The organism is Clostridioides sp. GD02367, assembly GCF_045900275.1.
GTDB lineage: Bacteria > Bacillota > Clostridia > Peptostreptococcales > Peptostreptococcaceae > Clostridioides > Clostridioides difficile_A.
This window is the reverse complement of record NZ_JBJODK010000019.1, coordinates 1-13,142: the sequence shown is the minus strand read 5'-3', so window position 1 is coordinate 13,142 and position 13,142 is coordinate 1. Positions and strand designations below refer to the sequence as shown.

Genomic DNA, 13,142 nt, shown 5'->3' with positions numbered 1-13,142 from the left:
TATGGCAACTGGAACATGGAATGAAAAAGAGAAAAAAGAAATACCTGGTTTTTACAATCGCTTTAAAACACAAGCAGAAAAGTCTGCAAACACAGGTTTAAAGGGTAGATTAGCAATGCCTATTAGGGCTAATTGGGGAGAAGTTGGTAAGGTAATAACAATAAAAAATGATTTGAGACAACTTAAAACTTTATTTGGTGATGATATGAACTATTCAGCATATAAGTTAGGTAAATTAGCTTTATTAGGGAATGTAAAGGAATTACTTTTATATAGGCTTGTAGATGGAAATCAAAAGAAGGGGACATTAACACTAAAAGATACTACAGAGAATAGTGCAAAAGATGTAATTAAGCTAGAAACTAAGTATCCAACAGCTAGAAACTTTAATGTAACAATAAAATCTAATTTAGTTGATGCAGATAAAAAAGACTTTATATTCTTTGAAGGAACTAAGCAATTATTTAGTTCAAGTGTCAAAGGTACTATAGATGAAATAGTGCTAGAAATAAACTCTAATTTAGATAATGAGTATGTAATTGCAACTAAAGTAGCTGATAGTGATACAACATTAGCAAACTTAGTAAATGTAGCACTCGAGGGTGGTAATGATGGTTGCACATCTATAACAAATGAGTCTTATTTAAAAGCATTAGAAGAATTTGAGAGATATAGTTTTGATAGCTTTGTACTTGATGGTGTAGCTGAGGAAGCTTTACAAGAAACTACAAAGGCTTGGGTAGCTAAAAATAAAGAATTAGGAAAAGACATACTGTTATTTCTAGGTGGAAAAACAGAGGATAATATAAAACAAATTAATGATAAATCAAAAAGTTTTAATGATGAAAATATAATTAACACTGGAAGCTCAGCTTATTATGAGGGAATAAAATATACACCTAGCGAAGTAGCTGTTTATATAGGAGCATTAGCAGTAAGCAAAGGCATAACAGGTAGTGTATGTAATGCTAAGACTATATTTGAGGAAGTAGAACCACGTCTAAGCCAATCGGAGATTAAAGAGTGCTTAAAGTCAGGAACATTAATACTTGATTTTGATGATGGAGACGTGATTATAGTTGATGATGTAAACACATTTAAAAAGTATGTAGATGATAAGAATGAAGCTATGGGATATATCTCTAATATTATGTTTATTAACACTATAAATAAAGATACTTCATTGAAAAGAAAAGAGTTTGTAGGGAAAATATTTAATGATGCGACAGGACAGACAACTGTTATATGTGCATTAAAGAAATATTTTGAAGAATTAATGTCACAAGGTATTATATCAGAGTTTAATGTTGATATAGATACAGAGCTTCAAGCAACTGCCAAAGCAGATGAGTTTTATTGGAAATGGGATGCTATTAAGGTTGATGTGATGAAAAAAATATATGGTACTGGTTATTTAGGATAAAGGAGGTGTAAAAGATGAGCAAATATGATGAAAATATTATAGATGCTGCAAATGTTGTTGATGGTTCAAATGCTAGAATAATAATTGATGGAGAAGAAGAAGGATATGGAACAGAATTTACAGCTGAGGTAGAAAATGATAAAAAGACTTTTAGAGTAATTGGTTGCAAATGGGAACTTAATAAAGCATCTACTCAAAAAGGTACTTTCTCTTTTACTGTACTTAAAACTACGTCTAAATGGATTAAAAAAGGATTTAATAAATTTGAAATAATTACAGAAATAGAAAATCCTGGGCTAGTTGGATATGAAAGAATTAGATATAAAAATTGCATGGTAGATAAAATACAACTAGCAAGCATAAAATCTGATGAAAATATAGAAATACAAATAGATGGAACTTTTGAAGGATATGAGTTGTTAGATGAAATAGCATAATAAATAAATTTAAGCTACACGTAATTAATTTTATGTGTAGCTTTTTATAAAACTATAAAATTGGAGGAAGTTAAAAATGGCAAACTTAGATAAAGAATTTTTAAATGAAGAAATAGAAGAAGAAAGAGAGCTTACTAAAGATGAAATAGCAAAGCAACAAGAAGATAATATAATTATGAAATTAACAGAGGATGCTATATTACCTGAAAAAACTATTTTTGTAAAAAGGTTAGATATACCACTCACACTTAGAGCTTTAACAGAAAAAGAGATAAGTGCATTGCAGAAAAAATATACAAAAGTTACTAAGGTAAGGGGTAGAAGGGAAAGTAAACTAATGGAAGATGAATTTAATATAGCTCTAATAGAAAAAGCTACAATAGTTCCTAATTTTGGCGATGCAAGGCTTCTTAATTCTATGAATGTTTCTAGTGGGGTGGAATTTATAAGAAGAAAGTTTTTAGCAGGTGAAATCGCATTAATTAGTGATGAAGTACTAGAGTTATCTGGATTTTATGAAGAATTAAGTGATGATGATATAAAAAACTAATAAAAAGAGGTGGGGAGATTACTATTTTATATAATGCATATGTTAAACATAGTGTTCTTCCTGAAGATTTTCTAAAAAGAGAGAAAACACCTCAACAGCTTCTTAGAGTTTTTACTCAACATGAAATAGAGCAAGAAAACAAAGCTATGAAAAAGAAATAAAATTTAAACCGAAAGCGAGGTGAGAGAAATAGCTAAAAAAGAGATGTATCACATTGATGTTGTTATTGATATTACAGGAGATGAACAAACTAAAAATAAATTAAGTGCTATGGAAAGATACATGAAGCAAACTGAAAAAAGGATGAAAGCACTTAATAGGATAAAAGCTAATCCAGCCATCCAAGCTCAAGATAAAACGTCTAGTGTTGTAAATAGAATTAGCAACAACTTGAAAAGAGTGAGTAGAACAATATCTACAACTATAAACGCAAAAGATAGAGCATCTAGCGTTGTAAATAGAGTTAAAAATAAAGTAAATAGTTTACTTACAAGTAGACAAAGAGAAGTTTTGTTAAAAGCTAGAGACAAAGCTAGTCAAATTGTAGATAAAGTAAAGGCAAAGGTACAAAATTTGACTGTGGCTACAATAATTAGCTTGAATATGAAAGCTGACCCAGCACTAAGAGTTATTTCTCAAACTAGAAGTAAGTTAGGAGAACTCAAAAACAACACAATAATAAATATTAAAGCAAAAGGTGAAGAAGCATTAAATGCTATTTCTCGTACTAAGAGTAAATTACAAGAGTTTTCTAATAAGACTTATCAAGCAATTGTAAAATTAAAAGATGAAGCTAGTCCAACTTTGAGTGGTATTGGAAGTAAAATAGATTCATTTATAAGTGGAGCAATAAGTAAATTCGCTCAATTAACAACAGCAATTACTGTTGCACTTGGAGGTATAGGGTTTGGTTCTTCTATAAAAACTTTTGCTAATTTTGAACAAGGAATGAAAAATGTTCAAGCTGTCACAGGAGCAAGCGGAAAAGAAATAGAAAGTTTAACAAATAAAGCTAGACAACTTGGAAAAACAACTGCATATTCAGCTAGGGAAGTGGCTGATGCAATGTATTATGCAGGTATGGCAGGTTGGAAAACTAATCAGATTATCGAAGGTATGCCAGGCATCTTGAATTTAGCAGCAACAGGAGGAACAGATTTGGCACTAACGTCTGATATTGTGACTGAAATACATTGGTCGGTTATGGAGAAATCTATAGCATAAAACATTCGGCAAAATCGGTAGATTCTAAGTTCTAATTGATAATTTATAGTATAATATTTATAGGGATAGATTAGGAAGTCGCGAGCCTAATTGAAAAGGAGTATTTCCGAGACTTCTTCCCTTTTATAAATTAAGTAGGAAAAATACTGCGGAGGTATTTAAAAATGAAAAATCTATGTAAAAATTGTGGGAAAGAATTTAATGGAAAGGTTAATCAGAAGTGTTGTTCAAGGAAATGTTCCAATGAATTAAAGTTTCCGAAAGTAATAACAAAATGTGATTATTGTGGCAAAAAAATAGAAAAAAGACCATATGAGATAGAAAGGTCAAAGCACCATTATTGTTCATCTGAATGCAGGTCTAAACACCAAAAGCTAACATTAAAAGGAGAAAGTAATCCTAACTTTAAAAAAGCTAATATTGATGTTAAGTGTAGTAATTGTGGAAAAAAAATTAATATACTTAAATGTACTATTAAAAATTCTGATGGTACAACTAAAAAAAACTTTTATTGTTCTCAGATATGTAAAGCAGAACATCAAAAGAAAATTCTAAAAAAAGAAAGCAATCCAAATTTCAAAGGTGGAGATATTAATTGTAGCTGTGATAATTGTGGGAAAGAAATAAATGTTAAGAGACATAGATATAAAATTCATAAATATCATTACTGTTCACAAGACTGTAACGCTAAACATCAACAAGTAATTTTAGTAGGAAAAAATAATCCATTTTACAAATTGGATTTAAGTGAAGAAGATAGAGTGAAATTAAGATGCATAGATGGGTATAACACATGGAGAAGACTTGTATATGAAAGAGATAATTATACTTGTCAATGTTGTAGTGATGATAAAGGTGGAAATTTAGAAGCCCATCATTTAGATGGTTATAACTGGTGCAAAGAGAAAAGAACTAATGTAGATAATGGAGTAACTTTATGTGAGATATGCCATAATAAATTTCACAATTTATATGGATTTGGAGATAACAAGAAAGAACAATTTGAAGAATTTATGAAAAATAACAAGAATCAAGCATCTTAAATTTTAAGATGCTTTTTATTATACTAAAGTTTTTTAATAAGAATATGAAAGTACCGAGGTAATATTACAGATTACGAAAGGTTGTAATACACCGTAGAGCGTAGGAGTTGAATAAATATAATACTCCCAAGAGTGCCGAACACCCTAACGAATTAGACGAGGGTGAAAATGTACGCCAAACTAGGCTTGAAAAGACAAGCCGATGAAAATGAGGGAAACTTCTAGAGTCTAAGATAAAAAGCTTAGAGATAATAACTATTGGATGGATTAACTGCGTTAGGAATGACTGCTAAAGATACAGGACAATTCGTTGACATTATGGCTGCAACTATAACAAACTCTAACACCAATGTTGAGTTATTTGGGGAAACACTTAAATTCATTGGCTCTCTAGGAGGTTCATTAGGTGTACCTATGAAGGATATAGCTCTGGCAACAGGTTTAATGGCGAGTAGCGCTATCAAAGGAAGTCAGGCAGGGACTTCTTTAAGGATGGGGCTTTTAAGACTTATAAATGAGCCTAAGAGAGCCGCAACAGCTATGAGAAAATATGGAATAGAAATGAAAACAACTAAAAGTGGAAGCTTAGATTTAGCTGCAACAATAGATGAACTTAGAAATAAACTTAGTAAGCTTAGTGACACGAAAAAAGTAGGAGCTTTAGGAGATATAGTAGGAGCTAATGCTTCAAGTGGTTGGGCTGCAATAGTAAATGCTAGTGAAAGTGACTACAATAAACTAAAAAAAGCCATAGCTGAAAGCGAGGAAGAAGCTAAAAGAATAGCTGACATGAAGATGGATTCCTTGAATGGGCAGTTCGCTAAATTAAAAAACACTATAAATGATGTAAAAATTAGTATAGGAGAAAAATTAGGTCCAGTAACAAGAAACTTTATGAAAAATATAATTAGTAGTATGCCTAAAGTTGGTGATTCAATTGTAAACTTTGTGAGTAATTTTATAAATAACTTTGATAAAATTAAAAGTGTTTTACAAGGTGTGATTTCTATTATTGGTGTTGTTGTTGCTGGATTTATGGCTTTTAAAGCTTTAACAGTAATTTCTAGTGTAATAAGTATAATTACAAAGATAGCTACAGCATCAACACTAATTGGGGGAATAGTTGGGATTCTTGGACCTATTGGTGCAATAGTTTTAGCCATAAGTGTGTTAGCAGGAACATTTTTACTTGCTTATCAAAAATCTGAAACGTTTAGGAGCAGTATTAAAAACATAGGAAAATCAATATCTAATTTTTTAAAATCTTTAAATCCTTTTATAGAACAAATAAAAAGTAAATTTAAAGAACTTATAAGTGCGTTAAAACCTTTGTTTTTAACTTTTTCTAAATTAAGCTCAATGTTTATAAATGCATTATCACCAGTTATAAAATTTTTGGCAACAGTTTTTATAATAAAATTTATATATTCGTTCAATGTGATTATTAATAAGATAATAGCTATAGTGAATACAATAACAAGAGTAGTAAATGGATTAATAGATGTATTTAAAGGAATAGCTGATATAGCTAAAGGATTTATAAATGGAGATATGAGCCAAGTTGCTAATGGGTTTAAAACTATTTTTAAAGGGGTTATAAATATTGTTAAATCATTATGGAGTGGATTAATAGATTTTGTGACATCACCAATCCAAGCTGTAGTCGATATTTTGGATACTAAGTTTGGTAAAAAAGTGGAAGGTATAAAGAAAAAATGGAATGAATTAAAAGATTTCTTAAAAAATCCTGCTAAAGCAGCTCCAAAAGTTCAACCTGTCAATTTATCTGGAGAGAAAGCATCAAACGAGTTACAAGCTTCATCAAACGGAGCAAAAGCATATATAAGCTCATTAGGTCAAAAAATAGGTGAAGGTATTGGGAAAATTAAAGAGAAATTTGAAGAACTCAAAACATCTGCAACAGAAGTATTTAATAATATAATTTCTTTTGTAGGTGACAAAGCAACGGAATTAAAAAATAAACTTTTAGAAGGCATAAAACCTGCTATAGATACATTTAAACAATCTTTTTCTAATCTTAAAGAAACTTTTGGGGGCTCTTTGGACAGTATAAAAGAAGCTTTTGGAAGTTTAAAAAATGTATTTGATGAAAATATCAAAACACCTTTCGAAAATTTAAAACAAAAAGTTTTAGAAACGAAAGAAAGTTTAAAACCAGTTTTTGATAACTTAAAATCTAGTTTTGCAGAGTTAGGAAAAGCTCTCGAACCAATAAAAGAGGCATTTAGTGGAATAAAAGATTTCTTTTCAAATTTATTTAAGCCTGTTAAAGATGATGGAACAACTAAAACAACTAAAACTAATATGGATGAGTTAAAACAATCAACACAAAGTGTAGGAACATCTTTCAAAGAGCTAGGAAATGCTTTCAATCAATTAAAAGAAGCAGCAAAACCTTTTATAGACTATTTAAAGCAGATAAAAGATTCCTTAGTATCTACTTTCGGAGATATAGGGGGAGGGTTACTTAAAGGTGTAGCGACCTCTATAGTTTTAGTTATAACTTCTGTTATTAATGCAATTACATCCATTATAAACACTGTGGCAGGTGCTATAAAAGGTGTAATTGATATAGTAAAAGGAATATTTGAAATCATAGGTGGAATAATTAGTGGTGATGGTGAAAAAATAAAACAAGGATTTTCTGATGCTTTCAAAGGTATTGGAGATGTAGTTAAATCATTATGGGAAGGTGTAAAAGGGGTTTTAGGAGCACCACTTAAAGCAGTTGTAAATTTTATTGATAATGGATTTTCAGAAAAAGTAGGGCAAATAAAACAATGGTGGACTGATTTAAAAGCTAATGTAAGTCAAAAAATAAGTGGATTTGTTAGTTTTATAAGTAATGGTTTTCAACAAAAAGTCCAACAAGTTGGTTTATGGTGGCAAGGATTAAAGATTAAATTATCTGGAAAAATAAGTGGATTTGTAAGTCTTGTAGAAAATGGATTTAAAAGCAAAGTGGATTCAATTAAATCAGCGTGGGATTCTCTTAAAAAGAAACTTTCCATTAAAATAACCGGTTTTGTAAGTATAGTAAAGAGTGGAGTAAGCAATATACTAGACCATTTTGCAGATGGTGGTGTTGCAAGTAAACCAAGTATTTGTGGAGAAGCAGGTCCTGAAATGGTCATTCCTCTTTCTAATAGCAAGAGAAGTAGAGCATTAAGTTTATATGAACAAGCAGGGCAAATACTTAGAACTAAAGCAAGTAATAATGTAATTCCAATATCTCAAAAATTAGGAACTAGCTTTAATTCTACAAGTAGTGTTCAAAATAGTACTTCTAATATTATTAATAATGTTAGGGATTTTCCTACTAGACAAGAAGAATTTAATAATACAGAAAATAGAATTTATCAAGAAGCTCAACCACAAAACATAATTTCTAGTGGAAGCAATGCGGTTAATGTTGGTGGAATATCTATAAATATTCAAGACAACAATAACAAAGAAGAAATGATACAAGAAATATTGTCTCAAGTAGAAAATGAGCTAAGAGAAGCATTACAAGATATTGGATAATGTCGAATTATTGTTAAAAAAATCCTCCTTATAGATGTTATAATAACATTATAGACTATTGATTTGATTTATGAGGGGATTAAAATGAATTTTTTTAAACGAAAAGATGACATAAAGAATTTTAAGCTTATGTATATAAAAGGGCACCCACATTTTAACAATGAACTTACATGTACTATGTATATAGATAAAAAAATAGTATCTGTATATACATTGCAACAAGTACCTATTAGTGAAATAAAACTTTTAGATATAGAGAAAGTATTTATTGATAATGATATGCTAATTATAGAAAGCAAAAAAAGTGTATTGTATTTTAAAAGTAACTCAAAAGATAAAATATGCAATATAATTAATCAAAATATAACAGATATGCAAGATAAAAAGACAGATACTATATTAAGAAATAAAAATAAAATAGTTAAACAAGGGGTAATGAAGATGGATTACTATAATTCTGTTGGAGTTCCTAATTGTAGGGGTGAAGCAATAAGTATAATTATTGACAACCATAATGCATGTTTAGTTATTGAGAGCAAACTTTTAAAAGAAGAAAAAATGCGTATTAAATTTTCTGATTTATATAGTGTAAATAAGTATAGTGAGAAAGAAATAGCATATAATAATAAGTCTGTTGTTGGAAGAGCAGCTATAGGAACTTTATTTGGCCCTATGGGAACAATTGTTGGTGGGTTGTCAGGAACTGGAAATAAAAAAAGTAAAACTGAAAAGTTGTTTATAAGTATTGAATATTTTTCTCATGGAGAATTAAGGGAAATAATAGCTGAAGATTCAATACTTAATTTTCATAGCCAAGAATTTATTGACAATATAAGGAGAAAAATAAATATAAGTAAGAATAATTTAGAAAATAATAAAGAAAAACAAATAAAATCAAATGATGATGCAATACAACAAGTAAAAGGATTAAAAGAGTTATTAGACATGGGAGCAATAACAGAAGAAGAATTTAGTAAGAAGAAAAAAGAATTATTGAATTTATAACAAGAGAAAATAAATAAGTATGAACATACAAAGCACTTGAATATTATGTTGTTTCAAGTGCTTTGTATGTTAAAAAGTGGTATAATGGAAATAGAAGATTATATTAACTAAGTGGTATGTAAAGCTTATTAAATGATGTGCAGTTTGGCTTACATTTCCAAATTTTATATTAACTAAGTGGCATGTAAAGTTGAAAGATAAAGGAATAAAAACTACTACTATAAAGATTTTATATTAACTATGTGGTATGTAAAGGTTGATAGTAATTTACTCTTGCCAATCGCCATGCTGGTTTTATATTAACTATGTGGTATGTAAAGTAAGGAAGGTCGCATAAAATTAAGTCTATTGATTTGTGTTTTATATTAACTATGTGGTATGTAAAGGACAATATTATTGCCATATTATCATTTAATCCTCGTATTTTATATTAACTATGTGGTATGTAAAGGTGAAGTCCTGTGGTGCAATAATATAACCATGCAATATTTTATATTAACTATGTGGTATGTAAAGCATGAATATACAGATTTGCCAGACTACGAGAGAGCAGTTTTATATTAACTAAGTGGTATGTAAAGAATGAATCAATTGGCATAAAATGTATATATTTATTCCGTTTTATATTAACTATGTGGAGAAAAACTAAATAGAAAAAGAAAGCACTTACTTTTATGGTAGGTGCTTTTGTTTTGCTCAAATTTGGTCGGTTGAGTAAAATAATTAGAAAAAATTAGTAAAAACCTATTGAATTATTGGCAGACATCAATTATAATAATAAGTGTCAGCCGATAATTATACAGGAGGTGATTACTATAACTAAAAATAAGGTTGGCAGACCTAAAACGGAAACTGCTATGAATAAAAGAATTACAGTTAGATTGGATAGTAAGCATGAAGAAATTTTAGAAACATATACAAAAAAATATGGTATTACTAAAAATGAAGCTGTAAGAAAAGGTATTGAGAAGTTAGAAGAGAAGGAATAAAAAATAAGGGTCACTCTCCCCGACCAAAGATTGAGTAACCCCTATTGATGTATACTACAAATATACTAATGTTAGTATACATCATTCCTTAAAAAAATTCAAATTTAAGGAGTGTAATATTATGAAAAATTTAATAGTAAAAGAGTTCAATGGAAGTCAAATTTATACTTTTATGTGGAAAGAAAAATCTTGTTGGATAGCTAATCAAATAGTTGGATTATTCGATTATGCTGATGTATCTAAAACAATACAGGATTGCATAAAAGCAGAAGACTTTGAGATTGAACAAGAGTATGATGTATTGAAAGGAAATGAATTTAATGATTTTGTAACTACTTTAAATGTAGTCGCAAATAATATAATTAGTAATAAAGCTAGAAGTATAACTATTTTTTATGAAGATGGTTTATATGGATTTTTACAATACACAGATAAACCAATTGGTGTACAGTTTAGAAAATGGCTTAGACGAGAAGTTTTACCAAGTATAAGACAAACAGGTGCATACATAACAAATAATGCCAACCCTCAATCACTACGTGACAAGGCAAATGAAATAGAAAGCCTAGACACAGTTAATAAAACAATAGAAATACTAACTCCTTTTCTAAATAATGCTGGAATAGATGAAAAAGCAAAGTTACTTACAGCAAAAACTATTTACAAAAAGGCAGGAATAGAGTTACCTCTTGAAATAGAAGAAAAGGAACACTTCTTTGACACAGTACAAATAGCAACTAAGTTAAATATTTATTCTAAGTCTAATAAACCTGCGTTTCATGCAGTAGGTGAAATTATTAAGAAGTTAGATATACAAGATAATGAAAAGTTAGTAGTACTAGAGAGTAAAAGAGGTTGGAGTGGAAGTGTCAATAAGTATACACAAAGTGTAATAGATAAGGTTAAGTGTTGGATAGATGATAATAATAGACCTGCTAAGATACAGGGTGAAAAGAAGAATTATCATGTAGTTTATAAGATTGAGTAAATTTATAAGATTGTATTAAATAATTTAGTTTAGTTTAATTTGGGGGGGGATTAATACAATGCGTGAGAATTTACTTAATGAATATAATTTAAAAACTGATGAAGATATAGAGTATTTTGTGAAATTTGCTAATGCGTTATATGAACTAAAACAAAATAGCGAAGAAAAATTTCAAGAATATGCAGAGATATTGAGAGGTATTCTTAGAGAACAAGAAGAGAGAGAAAATAAGTAGAATAATATGGATAAAGCACTTGGATATTCTGTTGTTTCAAGTGCTTTGTATGTTAAAAAGTGGTATAATATAGGAAAGAGTTTTGCAGTGTTCAATTTTTATGTTTAAGTATGGTTTAACAATTGGAACACAAGGCATTGAGCAGGTTTGATAAGTGTTATCAATTGCGCTACTAGCCGTTCACTGCAAATTTGAGAGAGTTATATATGTATAAGTATTGAAAATGCTAAGTTTATTTTGGGATTTTATATTAACTAAGTGGTATGTAAAGTTTAAATCTCCTATAGTTCCTGTAAGTTCTGTTATTATTTTATATTAACTAAGTGGTATGTAAAGTAGTCTATAGTAGGAACAGTTGGAGTCTCAGCAAAGCATTTTATATTAACTAAGTGGTATGTAAAGAGATGCTTTTTCTCTTAAAGAATTATGTTTCAAAATTGTTTTATATTAACTATGTGGTATGTAAAGGTAATACCTTCCCACAAGCCCCTTACGACGTCTTCTGATTTTATATTAACTAAGTGGTATGTAAAGCAAGCTTTTTGTAATGCGGTATTAAGAGTCTCAGCTTGTTTTATATTAACTATGTGGTATGTAAAGCGTTATGATGTTATAGCAAGAAATGTACTTTTTTTAGGTTTTATATTAACTATGTGGTATGTAAAGGTTGAATTTATGGATGATGCAATGGCAGCTCTTAGAGTTTTATATTAACTATGTGGTATGTAAAGTTTTTTGAGGATGAAAAAGAGGAAACAAGAACAGCAGTTTTATATTAACTAAGTGGTATGTAAAGTCTTCTTTTGAGATAAACAGTAAAGTAATAGTAAATAATTTTATACTAACTATGTGGACTTAAAATTAAAAATATCAAAGAACACTTACTTAAACAGTAGGTGTTTTTTTAATTGAAAGGATGTGATTATAATGAAAAAAGCAATATATGGGAAAAATATGTAAATATATATGTTATAATATTTTTAGCAAGAAGATGTAATCTACAATTTATAGAGTGGAGTTCATACAAAAGATTATCCTCCCAACGTATAGAAGGGAGGTGTGTATGTATGGATAATTTTTTGATTGGCGTATTAGCTAGCTTAACAGCTACTCTAATAGCTTACGTAATTGGTAAATTAATCAAAAAAGCAAAAAGCCACTCTCGTGCAAAGAGTGACCTAATAGTTGAATTTAAATTTATGTTTAAATCCAAAAAATGATTGAGTTTTAATGAACTCCACTCTACGACTAAATAGATTGTAGTTCTTCTTGCTTTTATTATACCACAAATTAGAAAAAATATTACCTATAATATTTTTTATAGTCAATAAAAAGATGAAATTTTTTATACAAAATAATAATGAATCTAAATTAATGAATAAATTTAATTGTAAAACTGTAAATACAGTAAGCACTTACAAACATGTAGGTGTTTTTTTATACAAAAAATCAAAGGAAGTGAATATATGGTAAGAAAACTGCGGTGTAATGTTCAAACATATTTTAGAAAGGAAGTGATAACTTGGTAATAGACATATATCTAAAAAATGAAAAAGAAAAAATAGATTTCCATTTTCCAGTAACTCCACTTGATAGTTTATTTATAAAGAAAGAAAAAAGATTTGAAACTGTTGATATAGTGAATTTAGGTGAATTTGACATTAAAAAAGAAGGGGAGAAGATAAGAGAAATATCATTCAAG

11 protein-coding genes, 1 pseudogene and 2 CRISPR repeat arrays are annotated in these 13,142 nt (G+C 29.1%); all 12 genes and pseudogenes read left to right on the top strand.

Annotated features, from left to right (window positions below; genetic code table 11):
- Nucleotide 1 precedes the first annotated feature (1 nt).
- Nucleotides 2–1,423: a phage tail sheath subtilisin-like domain-containing protein gene (locus Q3223_RS18420; RefSeq protein WP_407812351.1), complete on the top strand. Its 1,422-nt coding sequence runs from the start codon at nucleotides 2–4 to the stop codon at nucleotides 1,421–1,423.
- Nucleotides 1,424–1,437: 14 nt separating this feature from the next.
- Nucleotides 1,438–1,860: a phage tail tube protein gene (locus Q3223_RS18415; protein ID WP_095905078.1), complete on the top strand. Its 423-nt coding sequence runs from the start codon at nucleotides 1,438–1,440 to the stop codon at nucleotides 1,858–1,860.
- 76 nt (nucleotides 1,861–1,936) lie between these two features.
- Complete coding sequence (locus Q3223_RS18410; protein ID WP_407812350.1) at nucleotides 1,937–2,410, top strand: phage tail assembly chaperone; 474 nt, start codon at nucleotides 1,937–1,939, stop codon at nucleotides 2,408–2,410.
- Between the two features lie 180 nt (nucleotides 2,411–2,590).
- Nucleotides 2,591–3,634, top strand: coding sequence for a phage tail tape measure protein (locus Q3223_RS18405; RefSeq protein ID WP_235626749.1), 1,044 nt, complete (start codon nucleotides 2,591–2,593; stop codon nucleotides 3,632–3,634).
- 164 nt (nucleotides 3,635–3,798) lie between these two features.
- Entirely contained in the window at nucleotides 3,799–4,677 is an 879-nt protein-coding gene (locus Q3223_RS18400) for a hypothetical protein (RefSeq protein ID WP_407812349.1), read from the top strand.
- Between the two features lie 258 nt (nucleotides 4,678–4,935).
- On the top strand, nucleotides 4,936–8,223 hold the full coding sequence (locus tag Q3223_RS18395) for a phage tail tape measure protein (RefSeq protein ID WP_407812348.1): 3,288 nt from the start codon (nucleotides 4,936–4,938) through the stop codon (nucleotides 8,221–8,223).
- Nucleotides 8,224–8,307: 84 nt separating this feature from the next.
- The gene (locus Q3223_RS18390) at nucleotides 8,308–9,228 is read left to right on the top strand and encodes an SHOCT domain-containing protein (RefSeq protein WP_054270858.1); all 921 of its coding nucleotides are present in this window, start codon (nucleotides 8,308–8,310) and stop codon (nucleotides 9,226–9,228) included.
- A gap of 95 nt (nucleotides 9,229–9,323) precedes the next feature.
- Nucleotides 9,324–9,809: a CRISPR direct-repeat array (repeat unit 29 nt; unit sequence GTTTTATATTAACTATGTGGTATGTAAAG).
- A gap of 225 nt (nucleotides 9,810–10,034) precedes the next feature.
- Nucleotides 10,035–10,217 carry a CopG family transcriptional regulator gene (locus Q3223_RS18385; RefSeq protein WP_021378871.1) on the top strand — a complete coding sequence of 61 codons (183 nt, stop codon included), beginning with the start codon at nucleotides 10,035–10,037 and terminating at the stop codon, nucleotides 10,215–10,217.
- A 121-nt stretch (nucleotides 10,218–10,338) separates the two neighbouring features.
- Nucleotides 10,339–11,205 carry a BRO family protein gene (locus tag Q3223_RS18380; RefSeq protein WP_223195759.1) on the top strand — a complete coding sequence of 289 codons (867 nt, stop codon included), beginning with the start codon at nucleotides 10,339–10,341 and terminating at the stop codon, nucleotides 11,203–11,205.
- 58 nt (nucleotides 11,206–11,263) lie between these two features.
- Complete coding sequence (locus tag Q3223_RS18375) at nucleotides 11,264–11,440, top strand: hypothetical protein (RefSeq protein ID WP_223195758.1); 177 nt, start codon at nucleotides 11,264–11,266, stop codon at nucleotides 11,438–11,440.
- Between the two features lie 242 nt (nucleotides 11,441–11,682).
- Nucleotides 11,683–12,236: a CRISPR direct-repeat array (repeat unit 29 nt; unit sequence GTTTTATATTAACTATGTGGTATGTAAAG).
- Between the two features lie 112 nt (nucleotides 12,237–12,348).
- The gene (locus Q3223_RS18370) at nucleotides 12,349–12,660 is read left to right on the top strand and encodes a type I toxin-antitoxin system toxin (protein WP_407812347.1); all 312 of its coding nucleotides are present in this window, start codon (nucleotides 12,349–12,351) and stop codon (nucleotides 12,658–12,660) included.
- A 302-nt stretch (nucleotides 12,661–12,962) separates the two neighbouring features.
- A pseudogene (locus Q3223_RS18365) lies at nucleotides 12,963–13,142 on the top strand (phage portal protein); the annotation flags it as partial.